The sequence below is a fragment of the Methylophaga sp. UBA2012 genome (genome assembly GCF_002335235.1).
Taxonomy (GTDB): domain Bacteria; phylum Pseudomonadota; class Gammaproteobacteria; order Nitrosococcales; family Methylophagaceae; genus Methylophaga; species Methylophaga thalassica.
On sequence record NZ_DDCG01000011.1, the window covers coordinates 34375 to 51398 of the forward strand.

Here is a 17024-nt window from a genome sequence, read left to right on the forward strand (position 1 = left end):
TGTGATTCCGGTTGTCGTGGGTTCGAGCCCCATCACTCACCCCACCTTCCCCCCAAACTTCAAATAAATAGCCGATAAATAACGTAACGTTTATCTATGTCGCGTTTGTCACAGCATCCAACTTTTTATTAAAAAATTTTCATCATTTTGAAACAATGACTTGCATGAAAACTCAAAATTAATCTCGATTTTGGCTTGCAAGCTCGAAAATGCCTCCGTATAATGCGCTTCTTCATTGCCGGTGTAGCTCAGTTGGTAGAGCAGCTGATTTGTAATCAGCGGGTCGTAGGTTCAAGTCCTATCTCCGGCTCCAGAATAAAAAAAAGCCTCGCTATCTTAGCGAGGCTTTTTTTTGCCTAGAATAACTATAAAGCGCTCCCGTCGTATTCTAAGCCCCCCGATATCCCCCACTATTTTTCATATGGTGAACTCGATCTCAAAGTTTTTCTAAATTAACCATTTCAAGTACCGCTAAATAAATGTGTTATCTGGAAGCAGCTAACTTAAATATTTATAAAAAAACTGACTTGAATAGGTTCTTAATGTACAGCCTTGATAATTTCTTTGTTACATCAGCGCCACAGCAATCACTCATTGTTGGTTCATATGACTTATTTCTCGTCATACTTTCAATCATTTTGGCAACAACAGCGTCTTTCGTAGCCTTACATTTTGCTTCAATGACAAAAGTGATACAAAACAATCACCACCGTCATATTGCCATTATCGCTGGTGCCAGCATTTTTGCTGGGGGCGTCTGGAGTATGCACTTTGTTGGTATGTTAGCTTATGAGATGTCTGAACAAACGACATACAATATTCCTCTAACACTTATCTCAATTCTACCAAGTTTGATTGCCTCATATATCACTCTGAGAATGCTAGTCAATCCTGCAATGACCTTGTGGCAACTGATTATCAGTAGTTTGTCAGTAGGTGCAGGTATCGGAATGATGCATTACGTCGGAATGGAAGCCATGGAAATGGATGCTGATCTACGTTATGTGCCAAGTTGGTTCTTTGCATCAATTATTGTTGCTGTTGTCTTAGCTTTTATCGCGCTATCTGCTCATCATTATCTTACAAAATTTTGGAAACAGCACTCTGTTCATCTTATCAACATAATAAGTGCCCTGGTTATGGGCCTTGCCATTTCAGGAGTGCACTACACAGGCATGGCAGCAGCACGATTTATTATGAGCGATGATACTCTGATGCCGCATCGTATCACCGAAGATCATGTTCAACTGTCTTATGTGATTACCTCTATCACATTATTGCTTATCGCTTTAGCAATCACTATTGCCTCTCAGCTCAGATACCGTCAGTTACTTACAGAAAAAAATCAGTGAGCTACGCCTGAAAACAACACTTGAAACAGCAGTTGACGGTATCATCACTATAGATGAAAAAGGTACCATCCAAGACTTTAATCCCTCAGCGTCAGCTATCTTTGGCTGGAAAAATACAGAAATTATCGGCAGACCTTTCTTTGTTCTAGTACCTGATGATGCTAAACATGAATACTAGGAGTATTTATCCAATTTTCATAACACGGGGAAAACTCAACTTACTGGCCAAGCGAGAGAAGTCTTTGCTAAACATAAGGATGGTCATACATTTCCAATCCGACTAGGCGTTGGTCGTGTTGAAGTTCAAGATGTTGGCTCTCTGTTTGTTGGTTTTGCTACCGATATTTCTCAACGATGGGAAATTGAAGAAAAGCTGCGTAAGAGCGAAGAGCAATATAGCTCATTAATTAGAAATATTCCTGGCGCCAGTTTTCGTTGTTTGCTGGATGAATACTGGTCAGTCATTTTTGTTAGCGATGCTATTTTTGATATCAGTGGATGGACAGCTAAAGACTTTTATGAAAAGCGAATTCACCTCTCAGAACTCATTCACCATGATGATGTCGCTTTGACCAATGATGTTGTTCAGTCTGCACTTGAAAGTAAAACCAGCTACTCAGTTGAGTTTCGCTGGAAACACAAAGATGGTCACTATATCTGGGTATTTGAAAAAGGCTCTATCATTTATGAGAACAACAATCCGGTATGGATAGATGGGCTAATACTTGACATTACCCAGCGCGTAGCGATGGAAGATGACCTTCGTCAGGCTAAAGAGAGAGCTGAACTTTCAGCAGAGAGTAAAGCCAGATTCATGGCTAATATGAGTCATGAAATAAGAACGCCAATGAACGCCATCATCGGTTTTTCAGATCTGCTTCTTGATGCCAAAGATATCAATGACAACAATAAAAAGCATCTGCAGACAATCAGCCAGTCAGCGCGCTCATTGCTTCACTTATTAAATGATATTCTAGACAGTGCCAAACTAGAAAAGAATAAACTCGAACTCGAAGAATCCACATTCGATTTAACCAGGCTGATTGATTCGGTCATTTCAACATTATGGCTTCAAGCAAAAAATAAGAACCTATACCTTAACTGCAGCATACCTGACGATATTCATACCACGTATTTGGGAGATGAAAACAGAATTAGGCAAGTGCTATACAACATTATCGGTAATGCCGTTAAGTTTACTGAAAATGGTGGTGTCACTGTCTCGGTATTCCCTATTGCTGAGTCCACTCTTCGTTTTACCGTTGAAGACACTGGTATTGGGATGGATGAAGCCATACTGAATACGATTTTCGAACCCTTCGCTCAGGCCGATGCTTCAATGAGCCGTCGCTTTGGTGGAACCGGACTCGGTACGACAATTTCCAAACAGTTAGTAGATTTAATGGGAGGAGAATTAAATGCCAGCAGCGAGGCGGGTATTGGTAGTACATTTTTCTTTGATCTACCGCTGCAAAAGACTGATGACATCATTGATACGACATTAGAGAATCAATCGCTCTCGATTCCACCCAAAACAGTCTTAATTGCTGATGATATCTCTCAAAATTTGACTTTACTATCACTTTTACTTGAGCGACAAAATCATACTGTTATTACTGCTGTAAATGGTGAAGATGCATTTCATCAATACATCACAAATAAACCTGACATTATTCTGATGGATTTACAAATGCCAGTGATGGATGGATTTACAGCTACCAGAAAAATTCGCGAATATGAGTCAGCTCAGCGACTTCAACCGATACCTGTAGTGGCTTTAACCGCAAGTGTATTATCTGAAGATCGTCTTCAAGCGGCTAATGCCGGCATGAATGGCTTTTCCCATAAACCTATTGATATTCAGCTGCTCACTGCTGAAATGGCACGAGTTCTCGGTATTGAGCCAGACTTCATCTCAATAGCTCCTGAAAAACATCATATCGATGAAAATAAGTTCACACAGATTAGTACTGATAAAGCATTAACCTTATGGGGCAGCTACTCTGTTTATTTAGCTGAATTAGCACGTTTTATAAAAGAATATAGCGATGTCAGCAAACAGTTAGCAGAGTTGAATGAAACATCGAATTACAGTGAACTGAAAAAGCTGGCACATAAGCTCAAAGGTGTGTCAGGAAACCTGGGCCTTATGAAAATCCATCAATCAACTTCTTTGATAGAAAATAAGTCAAATAATGAAAATAAAGTCGAAATAGCGGCGGAGATTGCTAAGCTCGACAAGGCGTTTTCCACGTTATCAAAAGAGGAAAAACGGATAAAAGCCTCACTGGCTGACTCAGACAGTGATACAACATTAACATCACCAGTCCTCCTTGGTCATGACAGTGTATTGGCTCTCGTCGACGAACTTATCGAGCTTAGCGAGCATGGAGAGCTTAACGAAGATAAAGTAGATGAGCTGGTAAATGGGGTTGAAGCCGACTTACATCGACTTGCTCTAGACATTAAAAAGTCTGTGCTCGACTTTGACTTTTTGGTCGCCCAAAAACACTTATCCGCTATCAAGCAACATATAACGAAGATGAATGCATGACTACCATAAAGAAATATCAGCCTCGAATTCTTATTGTCGATGATGAGCCAACGAACTTGAGAGTACTACGTCAGGTTCTGCAACACGACTATGCTCTATCGTTCGCCCGCTCAGGGAAAGATGCACTGGCATTGATTGCTAAGGAAATGCCAGATTTGATCTTGCTCGATATCATGATGCCAGAAATAACAGGCTTAGAAGTTTGCCAGCAATTAAAAGCTAGACCAGACACCTCACACATACCGATTATCTTTGTAACAGCTTTACAAGATCCGGACGATGAAGCGCGAGGCTTTGACATTGGTGCTGTAGATTACATCATCAAACCCATCGTGCCCTCCACGGTCTTAGCCAGAGTGAAAACACATATTTCTCTCGTCAAAGCAGATGAGCTTCGTGCCACCCATATCGATCTGATTGAACGTCTGGGTAGAGCTGCAGAATACAAAGATAACGAGACTGGCCTGCATGTTCAGCGAATGAGTCGCTATGCAAAAATTATTGCGCTGGGTTACGGGTTTGATGAAAGCACGGCAAACGAACTCATGATGGCTGCTCCCATGCATGACATTGGAAAAATTGGTATTGCTGACAAAATCTTATTAAAACCAGGTAAGTTAACGTCAGAAGAATTTTCAGAAATGAAAACACATACATTAATCGGGGCCGAGATCTTAGCAAACTCAAAATCGCGATTGATTCAATTAGCTCATACTGTTGCCCTTACCCATCACGAGAAATGGGATGGTACGGGTTATCCAAATGGATTAAAAGGTGACGAAATTCCCCTCGCAGGTCGAATCGTTGCCATAGCAGATATTTTTGATGCTCTAACCAGCGCCAGACCATATAAGGAAGCCTGGCCAGTTGAGGAGGCCATAGAATTCATTAATGAACAGAGTGGCAAACACATTGATCCGGCTTTGCCCCCCATCTTAATTGAACACCTCCCTGAAATTCTGAGAGTGAAACTAGCATTTTCTGAAAGTTAGGACATAGATTCATAGCTCATAAACTGATCTCTTCCAGCATTTTTAGCGGCATAGAGCATCAGGTCGGCATGTTTTAAAGCAGAATCGAAATTCGTGTGTGATAGCTCCTCAGATGAGACGGCACGAATACCCGCACTGGCCGAAACAGAAAGTGTCTCGTCACGTAACTCAATACGAATATGACGAATCGCGTCTAATAATGTTTTTGTGAACTTGGCAGCGTGCTCTGATTGGGCTCCTGACAAAATCATAAGAAATTCTTCACCACCCCAGCGCACAAGAATATCCGAAGCACGAATACTTTCGGCCATGACTTCAGCAGTACGTCTTAAAACGATATCTCCGACGTGGTGACCATGTTGGTCATTAATCTTCTTGAAATAGTCTAAATCCAGCATGATGACGCTATAGGGAGTTCCCAAACGCTGCATCAAGGCGACTAAACGACGTGCCCCCTGCTCACCTTCCGCCCGATTTGTCAGCCCGGTCACCCCATCGAGTGAGGTTACATCATCTAGCGGAATATGCATTTCCATTGCTCCGCCATTATCCATTGGCATAGCCATCACTTTAAATTTCTGTGGTCCGCTGTTCGTTTGATGAATGTGTAAATGACTGATCGTTGTTTTCAGGGTCTGAGCATCAAGTTTTGGACAAGTTTCACCATTTTCATTGCAAGGACTGTCATAACCATGGCTCATTTTGTAGCAAGGCTGATCAATATGACTGTACTCATGAACAGCTTCTTGATTCGCACGCACCACCATGTAGTTAATATCAATAACGGTAACAGGGAAAGGTAAAACATCCAGCAGGGGCCACGCAGAATCAATTTGCTCCAGACTGAGTAAATCCGTTGGATTCTTTTCTTTTAACTGCGAGTTCAGTTCCATTTTTGTCTCAATCATGATTTAAAGTCACTATCATCATAAACAACCATACTCTTTGTGCGGCTATACTGTAAATATATGAACGATCATGATTTGGATGAGCGAATTATTATATTGATTGGCTCATAGTGAAAAGCAGCTGTGCCAGATTATTTCAGCAAGAAATATAAACACAGGCAGTTGAGCAGAAGTAAAATCAAAGAACATATTTGCCAGAATTTAACCGGATAACGGTACATCAGCGGTAATTTTTCATCACGCAAATACGCCGGATTCGGCTTGATCAAATCAGTCGCAAATTCAGATAATGCCTGGTATCGTCGCTCAGGATAAAGCTGTAATGCTTTCTGAAGAGTTTTATCTACCCAGCTAGGAATATCGTGAATTAATGTGTTGATGGATTGATATTCAATACGATGAAGATCTTGTCTGGCACGCACCTTCGCCAGTTTTTCCGCATAGGGAAGTTGGCCCGTTAACATTTCATAAACAATACAAGCGAGAGAAAACTGATCAGACGCCGCCTGTCCAGCACGACCTAATAAATACTCTGGTGCAGTGTAATGTTTTGTACCCAATAACTCGCTACGCTCCACCGGTGTTGAGATATCAGCGATACCGGCAATCTTAGTCGAACCGAAATCGATAAGTTTAACTACGCCATCTCTGGAAATCATAATATTGCCGGGCTTTAAGTCCTGATGCAGCATATCCAGCCGATGAAAGGCTCTGATCGCAGACACAAGTTGAGGCACAATTTCCCGTACTGTTTTTAAATCCAGGCGACCGACATCATTCAGCCACTGTTCAAGCGTTTTGCCATCCACATACTCCATGATGTAATAGAGAAACCGCCGTGGCCGCTTTTGTTCAATGGTTCTTACCACATGAGCGTTGTTGATTCTTCGCCCCACCCACTCTTCTAATAAGAATCTTTCCAGATAGGCGGGATCATCTTCAAAATTTACCGATGGTGTCTTGATCACCACCTTATCACCGCTTTCAGTATCAACGGCTAAATACAGTTGGCTGGTCGAACTTGCATGTAATTCACGACTAATTCGGTAACCATCAATAATCACGCCTTCATACAAGTCCGGCGGAAATGGCAAAGCGGTTAATTGAGCAAAGACTTCATCAGGATCTTGTGTTGGTAATTGCTCAATAGTGAGAATCTGACAGCTTATATTGTCCTTACTACCCGCCGATAATGCTTCATCACAAATTTGTTGTGCATATTGCTCTGGCTCAGCTCCAGCACCTGCCAACAAAAATTGTTTCAGTACTTTGTCTGGCAAAACATCATGCACGCCATCAGTGGTTAATAAAAAAACATCGTTTTCCTGAACAGCGAAAGACTTGTAATCAATGTCCAAACAGTAATCAACGCCAAAAGCACGCCCTAGATATTCTTTATTAACATCAATACGTATACGGTGATCGGTGGTGATAGGCTCAAGCTCCCCATCACGCAACAAATAGATTCTCGAATCACCTACATGAAAAATATGTGCGGTTGTTGACTTCACAACAACCGCACTAAAGGTTGAAGCCATGCCACGGCCAGCCTGTTGGAACTGATGGCTTTGGCCGTGTAACCAGGTGTTAATCGCTGTCAGTACTTTGCTTCCAGATTGTTTAACAGACCAGGAGTCGGGTGTACTAAAGTAGTCACTCATAAACCCGGTCACACAGGCCTGACTGGCTTGTTTGCCTTCGTTACTTGAACTCAAGCCATCAGCAATGGCACAAGCGATACCTTTTGTTTCTAACAGAGCGAGATTGGCAGGGATATAAAACCCCACTGCATCCTGATTATCAGCTTTAACGCCCCGGCTGGAATACTGCCCAACCGAGACTTTCAATCTCGCGACCATAACGATCCTTCAATTAATGAACGTCTATCATTTGTACTGTGCCATCAGACAGCACTTCTGCCATCTGCCCGCGAGGCTCATCCATAAACTGTACCGCAATCAGGGTAACGATAGCCGTTCCGCAGATAACAAAAAAGAAGGTCTGTGCAGAAACCAAAGACAAGATTGTTAAGAAAGTCACAGCGCCCACATTACCATAGGCACCGGCCATACCTGCCACTTGGCCAGTTAAGCGACGTTGCACCAGAGGTACGACTGCAAAAACAGCCCCTTCACCTGCTTGCACAAAGAATGAGCATGCCATAGTCGCCAACACGGCCAGCACAATGAACCATTCAGGTGTGATCATCCCCATCACAAAATACCCTACCGCCAGTCCACTGATGCAAATTGTCAATGTTCTCTTTCTACCTAAACGATCACTGAATAAACCACCAATAGGCCTTGAGACCAGATTCATAAAAGCAAATCCTGATGCCAGCAACCCGGCTTGTACAGCACTGATATCAAACGTTTCACTGAAAAATAACGGCAACATGGATACCACCGCTAATTCAGATCCAAACGTAGCTAAGTAAGCTAAATCCAACACAGCGACTTGTTTAAATTTGTAACGGTGAATTTCAGGGGTTTCTTTTATAAACACCTCTTTGTTTACTTGATAAATGTGGTAAACCTGATAGAAAAATAAAACAACCAGACCGACATAAATCGCATAACTCACATTCATTGACAGCAAGCTAACACCACTGGGTGATAACTTCCATGCTAATAAAGCTAGAGCTGCATACATGGGAATATTCATCACGATATAAAGAAAGAAGTCACCTTTGCTGGTCACTTCCATTGCACCGGATTTTTTTGGTTTAAAGTAAGTAGAGCCTAGAGCCTTGTGGCGTATCAGAAACACTATTGTAGTAAATGAAGGCATACACAAGTGCAATAGCGCCAGTCAGACCAATGGCATAACGCCAGCCATCCTCCCCCCCAAACATCAAGGCAATCGTGGGTAATGACATCGCCGCCGCTGCCGAACCAAAATTACCCCAGCCACCATAAATACCTTCAGCTAAACCGACTTGCTTTGCTGGGAACCACTCGGAAATCATACGAATACCGATAACAAAGCCAGCACCAACAAAACCCAACATAAAACGGGCAAGTGCTAATTGCTCAAAACTATCTGCCACCGCGAAGAAAAAACAGATAACGCTGGAAATACCGAGCAACAGTGAATACATGATCTTAGGACCATATTTATCCACCAGCATACCGATAACAATTCGTGCAGGAATGGTTAATGCCACATTCAGTATCAGTAAAGTTTTTATTTGCTGGCTATCGAGACCTAAGGTATCGCGAATAGCCATTAATAAAGGGGCGTGATTAAACCACACCACAAAACTGATAAAAAAGGCTATCCAGGTTAAATGAAGGGTACGGATATTATCTTTAAAAGATAATAAATTGAGTTTGTTATTAGACATTAATTCAGCTCTCTTTTAAACATACCAGAATGGTTATGTTCGAATAGCGGGAATCATGCCAATCTATAACAAATTGATTTATATAATATTTTAATATTTAAATGGGCATACTAAATACATATTAAAGCTAAAATGGTGCATCTTGCACGCTACTAGTGCACTAAAGTCAGTCTATGGCAAGATCTTCATCAGGCCAATCAAGGTCACAACAGAACACAAACATCTTTCCATTAACTTCTACAGCCTGCGACACAGTAATACACATATGAGAGCCGGCAACAGACAGGTATGGACGACTAATTTGTGTTGTATCCGGATTTTGTATCGCCCTGAAGTGATAATGTCTGTGTGACCAATTCGCATTATCTCCGGAAAGTAATGGCGAAAAGCGGATATCCAGTTTTGCAGTGTATTTGTTTGAATACAGGCTCCGACCTATCTGATAACCTGATTCGTCAAGTAAATAACAACGTACAGCCCGCTCATCGTCAAACAGTTCGCTCCCACATGCTTCAAAAGCACGTCCATGCTTAAACGCACTGACCTCTTTCTCAAAAACTAATTGGAAAGCTCGGAAATGTTGTTGAAGCTTACGATTATATTGACTACGGACATTCTGATGTTGCTGTAAAAGTTGATCCATCGCTTCACCAAAATCTACGTCCTGCTGCAAATCAGATTCAGGTGTAGCAAAATAAAACCCCTGGATCATATCGGCATTACTGGAAATAGCGACTAAAGCTTCTTTTTCGGATTCAACACCTTCAATAACAACTAAACTACCCGCTTCGTGTATGAGTGACACGATACCGGTGAGAATTCTTTCCACCTTCATCGACTGGCCAGCTTTCTTAACCAAGCTACGATCAATCTTCACAATATCAGGCTGTAGATTCCAAATGCGATCAAAATTAGAATGACCAGCCCCAAAATCATCAATCGCAATCAAACATCCCAAGCGGCGAAAATGTTGAATGAGTTCCAAAAGGTACTCACGGTCATCAATTTCGCTTTCTAAAATTTCAATCACAATACGTCTGGCAGGCAGTTTGGTTTGCTGCATCAATTCATGCATAAACCCGGCATCAGGACGCTCAGCGACAAGACACTGAGAATTGAGGTTGAGAAATAACCAGGCATTATTATCAGGCTGATGAGCAAAGTTAGAGGCATGGAGAAAACGACAGGTCCGGTCTAACTCCAGATGTTCACGCTGACTGGTTGGCTGAGACATAATCTCAACCGGCGATACCGCTCTCCCATCAATATCATTAGCACGTAATAAACCTTCATACCCAACCGCTTTTCGGTGAGCGATACTGAAAATGGGTTGGAAAACCGATGTCAGGCAGAATGACTTATATGTTGTTTCATAATGGTGTTCATTCAGTGACAGTTCAGTCATCCCTACTCGTACCTTTGATATCTGTGGGCAATGTTGTTTTAACATTATTTACCTTAAATCTTAATGCGTCCGTTTATTAATTACCACAATAGTTAAAATCAAACATCTCAAAGACACCTTCAGCTACTACAGGGCAAATAGTACAAGCAGGATTTGAGCCAACAATATTGGGATTGAGCTGGATGTTGTTCAGGACACTATCTTTCGTAGAAAATAAGAAGCCACTTCTGTGAAAGTGGCTTCATACTTTGTTTATATTGTTAATTATTAAATATTTTTTTGTGGTTCAAGTAAATTAGCTGCAGCCAGAATATTTTGAGCAAGTTGGCCGAGTCGCATGTTCTGATTCATGGCCGACGTTCGCATCAGGCTGTAAGCTTCATTTTCCGTGCACTTCCGTTGCTCCATAATAAGTCCTTTAGCTCTATCAATAATTTTCCTGTCAGCTAAAGACGTTTTTAAATCTTTCAGCTGTTTTTGCATACTCTGTACTTGTTTAAACCGGGCTATGGCAGTACGGAGAATCGCATGAATCCGGTTCTCATGAAAACCATCGACGATATATGCACTGACACCGGCCTCAATTGCCTCTTCAATGGCTTCATCTCGGTCATCATGCGTGAAGATCACAATCGGTAATGGAAAGCGTTCATTAATTATCTTAAATTTACTTAATAGCTGACTATCACTGGTATTCATAATGGCAATAATCAAGTCGGGCTCAATGGTCCATTTCAGATTAAGTAATTGCTGTAAATTAGTGGCTTCGAAAATGACGTTATAGTCGGTATTTTCAAACACCTTTTGCAGCGTATTCATAAACTCCGTAAATTCACTGATAACAACCGTGTTAATCGTTTTAGTGACTGTTTTCATAGCAGCATTGCTCATATCATTCGTGTGTGATTTTGGGAGGCATATTGAATAACGATACTGAAAATATTCAGCACTTCATCAATAGCCCGTGTGGAAAGATTAAAATATTCATGACTATCAAGCTTCAACTGACCCCGTTGAAGCACACGTTTATCAACCATGTTCAATAAGGCATCAATTTGCTGACGAACCGCTTTAGAGGAAGTTTCCAACGAAGAATTCAAATCATTGTTGTTAATTAATTTGACTTCAGACAGTAACCTTTCTGAGGTGGTTTTTACTGAAATACGTAAAAACTCAAGCAGAATTCTATCTGCGGCCAGACACGACCCTCTGGCACAAACACCCGAACCTATAGCTCGTGTATATCCGAGCGTTTCTGCAACACGAAGGGTATCAATACAAATTTCTGAAACGCGTGTGCAGGAATCCAGCATCAAGTGATGTAAGTCATATGCTCTCATCACATCATCTAATAGCATTAGTTGGCCATCTATCATCAGGCTATGTTGTCTAACGATATTTTGTGGAGAAAGATCTTTGGCCAGAGCATGTTGTTTTAGCCGAGGCCAGTGCTCTATAAAAGATTGCCATTGAGGAAAATCTGATAGAGGTTGACTCATCTCACTGTCAATCAGATTGTCGATATCATTCTGTAGCTGAATCATTTGTGGTAATAACTTATTATTCCCACTTACGACCGCATTGCTTGTGCCACGATGTTTTTGGCAATGGTCAACCACCGACCGTAAATAGCTGGTCAGTAATATGCCTTGTTTTATTCTCAGTTTGAGCTGATGACGCTCAGATATCAGATTATAAATAATCAAAAGCATGCAAGTGGCAACTACACCACCAATGATCAATGGATACATCTTTGTTCTCCAGTGAAATTAGCTCAGAACTGAGTCATTCCCAGGTCGCTAAATAGCCAGCCATAATCCCTAGAGGCGAAATCATTACCATAAAAATTAATTTCACTAATTCTTTTACTACCATCATTAAGTCAACGAAATATCCCATGACATGCTCCTTGCAGTGTGGACGACACTCTTCAATTTTGCATAAGCTATGCCAAAAAAATATTTATTTAAATACAGCAACTTAAACTATGAAGATACTTTTCGTCTGCTTCAAAATGGTGTTATGGGGATGGCTATTGAACAATTGTGGTGCAGATTTAACAGATAAAAAAAAGCCGGGCAGTGCCCGGCTAAATGAGGAGTATGATTTAGAAGTTAAGCTGTCCATATAGCCAGAACTTATCGGTATCAGCACCGCCAAACTCTTTATCTGCATTGTAGTCAGCATAGGAAATACCCAGCGTGTAATGTTGCATAAAGGTTTTTTGCAGCATCACATCGAATTCATTTCCGGCATCAAGGCTGTCTTTATCTGTTTCAAAGTCGTGATAGACCGCGATCAGCTTGGCGCCAGCCACATTGCCAACCACTGTGAAATAGGTGTCTTTCAACCCTTGATTGGGTGTGGTCAGAAACACATCAGCCCAGCCCTGGAAAGCATGGTTGGTGCCCAGCGGTGTTTTAAAACTGTAGGTGCCGTCACCTTCTTGTACTTCATATGATAGCTTTGCCAACCAACCTTGATACTTACCTCCCAACTCCAATAAGTAATAATCCTGTGGATCCATTTTGCCATCAGCATATTCATCTTGTGTCGCATACTCGGCGGTATAGACTGCCGTTAAATTTTCATTAACCGGCTTCGCACCTGATAATCTCAAACCATAAGTCGCTGTTGAGTTAGCGTTGTTATCAGCAGCATCCTCATAATCAAGTAAATAGCTATACGCTTCTAATTTGCCCAAAGACCAGCCTGTGTATTGAACATTAAATAAGTGACTGTCCATATCAATCACGCCATCGTCAATCAGGCCAGCGGTGAGATCATCACCAAAAATCGTATTCACTTTATTGATATAGGCATAGCTCAATTTAAGATCTTTAATTGAGCTATTACTCAGACTGACAGCATCGAATGATTGATGATTTTGACGCCAGAGCACATTACCGATAAACCGATGAAACGGTGCATCACGGTAGGTCAGTTCCTGACGGCCCAGTTTGACTTCAGTGCCATAGCCGTTATAACTCAAGTAAGCCTGATTCACTTCAGTGCCATTCGGATCAGCAATCACGGAGTACTTCTTGACTGCGGTTTGTGGGTACTCTTCATAATCGCCACCCAAATCCGACACATCTTCCAGTTCCATAAAGGCACCAAAGCCATGAAAGTCACCGGTTTTATAGCCTAAGGTTGTCCGTAAAGTTACGGCATCAGCATCTTTTAGGGCATTATCCTGCTCCACTGACTCATAGCGTAGTCTGGCTGAAAAACTCACCTTTCCACCAGTTAACGCATCATAAAAGCTGTCATCGGCCATTACTGTGCCAGGTAGTAAAGCAACACTCACAAACCCTGAACTGAGTAATGACATCACGTTTAGCTTTTTTAATCTTGGCATTCTTTTTTCCTCTGCAAATAAGCCGCTTTTCAATGAATAATGGGCTGTAACATCAAATACACAAATCAAACTGCTTCGTTGCAGATAGACCTCTATTACTAGTGACGACGCTGCTCACCATTAATGAGCAAGTAATTTTTTCAGCTCGGGCACACAGGAACCACAATTCGTCCCGGCTTTTAATTTCTGACCAATCTCATCGACAGAATTGACATGACCGGATTGAATCGCCTCATTCAGGGTGTTTTGCCCCACCCCAAAGCAAGAGCAGACAATTTGACCGGCATCTTTTTGTCCCTGACTGGGCTGACCAACCAATAAGCTGTATCGCTCAGCATCCGAAAGACTGTTTAAACTAAATAATTGTGATAACCAGGAACGTGCTGGCAAGTCATGACTGGGAGCAATAAATACAACACCCTCCAAACGATTACGTTTTATTTGTCCAGCGCGATAACGACCCGCTTTAGCATCAGTGAAATCCAACCATTCACCCTCTTCACCTAAGTGTTGTTGGGCCCATTTAGCTGGATCATCTAATGATTGCTGCCCGGCAATTTCATAACGCCAGAACTGGGCGCCACGTACTTTTACCCAGTAGTTAGCATCTTTAACGGTGATGGGATGGCGTGACAAAATAAAACCATGCCAGACAGGTTGGTATGCCCGAATCGTCACCGGCGTATGTTTGGACTCTGGCTGGCCAGAAACGGGATCATATACAGAGGCCACCAAGGCATCGACCCGGGCCATTGAGGCATATTGGCTGCTCCAGTGAATCGGCACAAAAATACTGCCTGGTCGTTGCTCATCTGTTACCACCACCCGAACAATCATCTCACCCCACTGACTGCTGACTTCAGCCAAGGCACCATCTACCAGCTCAAAAGTCGCTGCATCCAATGGATGAATCTGAACCATCGGTTCAGGAATATGGGCATTCAATCTGACTGCTCTGCCTGTTCGTGTCATGGTGTGCCACTGATCACGAATACGGCCAGTATTTAATACCAGTGGATATGCCTCAGTTGTTTGATGAAAGGGTAACTTGGGTTCAACACTGACCATTCTGGCTTTACCAGACGGTGTAAAAAACCGCTTGTCGGTAAACAGGCGAGCAGTACCCAACTCGGTATTCGCCATGACAGGCCATTGCACTGGCACCAGATTGTCATAGTCTTCATCACTGATATCGGCCAAGCCACCAATATTAAAGTCGCGTTCACCGTCATTTTCAAACGCGGACAGTTGGGCATGTTCTCTAAAGACATCGGCCGGTTTCTCAAAGGGGAAAGCGGCCTCAAATCCCATTTTTCTGGCCACCTGAGTAATAATCCACCAGTCAGGTCTGGCTTCTCCAGGCAAAGGTAAAAAAGCTCGTTGATGACTGATACGACGCTCAGAGTTAGTGACCATACCGTCTTTTTCACCCCAGGCTGCTGCCGGCAGTAAAATATCAGCAAGTTCGGTGGTATCGGTAAATTGTTCACATTCAGACACCACCACCAGCTCACATTTTTCCAGTGCCGCTTTCACCTTATCGGCATCAGGTAAGCTGACCACGGGGTTAGTCGCCATGATCCAGATGGCTTTGATTTTGCCACTGGCGACCTCATTAAACATATCAATGGCTTTGGCCCCATTTTCTGTAGCTAAATTATCGGCCTTCCAGAAGCGTGATACCCGGTCATGGTGTTCTGGATTGGTGATTTCCATGTGTGCAGCTAGCTGGTTACTTAAACCGCCCACTTCCCGACCGCCCATAGCATTAGGCTGACCGGTAAATGAAAAAGGCCCCATGCCTGGTTTACCAATCCGGCCGGTAGCGAGATGGCAGTTAATAATGCTGTTACATTTATCAGTACCCGTGGTGGATTGATTAATGCCCTGAGAATAAACCGTAACGACTTTTTCCGTTGAAGCAAAGAGCTGATAGAACTTCACTATGTCCTGCTCTTGCAACTCGGTCACGGTAGCTACTTGAGGAATCGACCCCGCTGATGTTTTGGCTGCGGTCATTGCAGCAGCAAAGCCTTCCGTGTGTGCTTCCAGAAACTCAAGATCCAGATAATCTTCTTTTTTCAGATAGTGCAATAGACCGTTAAATAAGGTTGCATCCGTGCCTGGTTTCACCGACAAATGTAAATCGGCAATATCACAGGTTGAGGTTTTGCGTGGATCGATCACCACAATTTTCATCTCAGGCCGATCTTCTTTAGCCTGTCTCAGCCGCTGAAAAATGACTGGATGACACCAGGCCAGATTCGAGCCTGCCAGGATCACCAGATCGGCAAGTTCAATATCTTCATAACTGCACGGCACCGTATCACTACCAAACGCCCTTTTATAAGCCGCCACCGCCGATGACATACACAAACGCGAGTTGGTATCGATATTGGCACCGCCAATAAAGCCTTTCATTAATTTATTGGCGGTATAGTAATCTTCCGTCAATACTTGGCCTGACACATAAAACGCCACCGACTCAGGACCGTGTTTAGCAATAATGTCACTAAATCCTCGCGCCACTGACATGATTGCCTCATCCCACGACGCCCGTTTTCCATGCACTTTGGGATGAAGCAGACGATTCCCCAAATCCACGGTTTCCCCCAACGCCGAACCTTTTGAGCACAGGCGTCCCAGATTGGCAGGATGCGTTTCATCGCCTTCAATTTGTACCGTGCCATTCTGAAGTGGGGTTGCTAACACACCGCAGCCAACACCGCAGTATGGACAAGTCGTTTTCGTGGTCGTCGTATGTTGTTCAGCCAAAATTAGAGACTCTTTATCAGATTACAGAGAAATAAAAACGGTACCGTTTTCGATTTTTGTCTCAAATGTACGGGTACAGCCTTCATCCGGTCCAGTAGCTTCGCCACTGTTCATATCAATAACCCAATTATGCAAAGGACAAGCCACACGGTTATCGTAAACAAGTCCTTGAGATAAGGGTCCTTTTTTATGAGGACACTGATCAAACAAAGCGAATATCTGATCTGTTGAGGTGCGAAATACGGCAACATCGCCCTCCGCCGTCACCAAGACGCGTGATCCTTTTTTTGGAATATCGACCAGAGGGCCAACTTCAGTCCAACTCATATCT

The 17024-nt window shown here is 42.7% G+C and carries 12 protein-coding genes, 1 tRNA gene and 1 pseudogene; 5 read left to right on the plus strand and 9 right to left on the minus strand.

Translation table 11 applies throughout. From position 1 onward, the window contains the following. Positions 1-237: 237 nt before the first annotated feature. The 5 genes from B2248_RS09180 to B2248_RS09200 all read left to right on the plus strand — a co-directional run bounded on the left by B2248_RS09180 (position 238) and on the right by B2248_RS09200 (position 4898). Positions 238-313: transfer RNA gene (locus B2248_RS09180), tRNA-Thr, on the plus strand. A gap of 229 nt (positions 314-542) precedes the next feature. Next, positions 543-1352, plus strand: a complete 810-nt coding sequence (locus B2248_RS09185) for an MHYT domain-containing protein (protein ID WP_273181120.1) — start codon at positions 543-545, stop codon at positions 1350-1352. After that, positions 1303-1530 carry a PAS domain S-box protein gene (locus B2248_RS09190; protein ID WP_273181122.1) on the plus strand — a complete coding sequence of 76 codons (228 nt, stop codon included), beginning with the start codon at positions 1303-1305 and terminating at the stop codon, positions 1528-1530. Before B2248_RS09185 ends, B2248_RS09190 begins: the two co-directional genes overlap by 50 nt. A gap of 237 nt (positions 1531-1767) precedes the next feature. Then, positions 1768-3906, plus strand: a complete 2139-nt coding sequence (locus B2248_RS09195) for a PAS domain-containing hybrid sensor histidine kinase/response regulator (RefSeq protein WP_273181282.1) — start codon at positions 1768-1770, stop codon at positions 3904-3906. Continuing rightward, positions 3903-4898: a response regulator gene (locus tag B2248_RS09200; RefSeq protein ID WP_273181123.1), complete on the plus strand. Its 996-nt coding sequence runs from the start codon at positions 3903-3905 to the stop codon at positions 4896-4898. The genes B2248_RS09195 and B2248_RS09200 overlap by 4 nt, the downstream gene beginning before the upstream one ends. Here the strand turns inward: B2248_RS09200 and B2248_RS09205 are convergent. The 9 genes and pseudogenes from B2248_RS09205 to nirD form a co-directional block, all read right to left on the minus strand. Next, positions 4895-5806, minus strand: coding sequence for a GGDEF domain-containing protein (locus tag B2248_RS09205; RefSeq protein ID WP_040576582.1), 912 nt, complete (start codon positions 5804-5806; stop codon positions 4895-4897). The two genes, B2248_RS09200 and B2248_RS09205, sit on opposite strands and share 4 nt — an antisense overlap. A gap of 131 nt (positions 5807-5937) precedes the next feature. Next, a complete protein-coding gene (locus B2248_RS09210; protein ID WP_273181125.1) occupies positions 5938-7665 on the minus strand; it encodes a bifunctional protein-serine/threonine kinase/phosphatase in 1728 nt (575 codons plus the stop codon). A 13-nt stretch (positions 7666-7678) separates the two neighbouring features. After that, positions 7679-9152: pseudogene (locus tag B2248_RS14740) on the minus strand (NarK family nitrate/nitrite MFS transporter). Between the two features lie 166 nt (positions 9153-9318). Further along, on the minus strand, positions 9319-10557 hold the full coding sequence (locus B2248_RS09225) for an EAL domain-containing protein (protein ID WP_273181131.1): 1239 nt from the start codon (positions 10555-10557) through the stop codon (positions 9319-9321). A 267-nt stretch (positions 10558-10824) separates the two neighbouring features. Then, positions 10825-11433, minus strand: a complete 609-nt coding sequence (locus B2248_RS09230) for an ANTAR domain-containing response regulator (RefSeq protein ID WP_007146293.1) — start codon at positions 11431-11433, stop codon at positions 10825-10827. Between the two features lie 11 nt (positions 11434-11444). Continuing rightward, positions 11445-12308, minus strand: a complete 864-nt coding sequence (locus B2248_RS09235; protein ID WP_273181134.1) for a nitrate- and nitrite sensing domain-containing protein — start codon at positions 12306-12308, stop codon at positions 11445-11447. Positions 12309-12664: 356 nt separating this feature from the next. Then, complete coding sequence (locus B2248_RS09240) at positions 12665-13918, minus strand: hypothetical protein (RefSeq protein ID WP_273181136.1); 1254 nt, start codon at positions 13916-13918, stop codon at positions 12665-12667. 120 nt (positions 13919-14038) lie between these two features. After that, positions 14039-16693 carry a nitrate reductase gene (locus tag B2248_RS09245; RefSeq protein ID WP_273181138.1) on the minus strand — a complete coding sequence of 885 codons (2655 nt, stop codon included), beginning with the start codon at positions 16691-16693 and terminating at the stop codon, positions 14039-14041. Positions 16694-16714: 21 nt separating this feature from the next. Then, entirely contained in the window at positions 16715-17020 is a 306-nt protein-coding gene (gene nirD, locus B2248_RS09250) for a nitrite reductase small subunit NirD (protein WP_273181140.1), read from the minus strand. Positions 17021-17024 lie beyond the last annotated feature (4 nt).

Bases quoted from the DNA above. Each gene is read 5' to 3' on its own strand.
- B2248_RS09185 (WP_273181120.1), top strand. From the start codon at position 543: ATGTACAGCCTTGATAATTTCTTTGTTACATCAGCGCCACAGCAATCA.
- B2248_RS09200 (WP_273181123.1), top strand. From the start codon at position 3,903: ATGACTACCATAAAGAAATATCAGCCTCGAATTCTTATTGTCGATGAT.
- B2248_RS09205 (WP_040576582.1), bottom strand. From the start codon at position 5,806: ATGATTGAGACAAAAATGGAACTGAACTCGCAGTTAAAAGAAAAGAAT.
- B2248_RS09210 (WP_273181125.1), bottom strand. From the start codon at position 7,665: ATGGTCGCGAGATTGAAAGTCTCGGTTGGGCAGTATTCCAGCCGGGGC.
- B2248_RS09225 (WP_273181131.1), bottom strand. From the start codon at position 10,557: ATGACTGAACTGTCACTGAATGAACACCATTATGAAACAACATATAAG.
- B2248_RS09230 (WP_007146293.1), bottom strand. From the start codon at position 11,433: ATGAAAACAGTCACTAAAACGATTAACACGGTTGTTATCAGTGAATTT.
- B2248_RS09235 (WP_273181134.1), bottom strand. From the start codon at position 12,308: ATGTATCCATTGATCATTGGTGGTGTAGTTGCCACTTGCATGCTTTTG.
- B2248_RS09240 (WP_273181136.1), bottom strand. From the start codon at position 13,918: ATGCCAAGATTAAAAAAGCTAAACGTGATGTCATTACTCAGTTCAGGG.
- nirD (WP_273181140.1), bottom strand. From the start codon at position 17,020: ATGAGTTGGACTGAAGTTGGCCCTCTGGTCGATATTCCAAAAAAAGGA.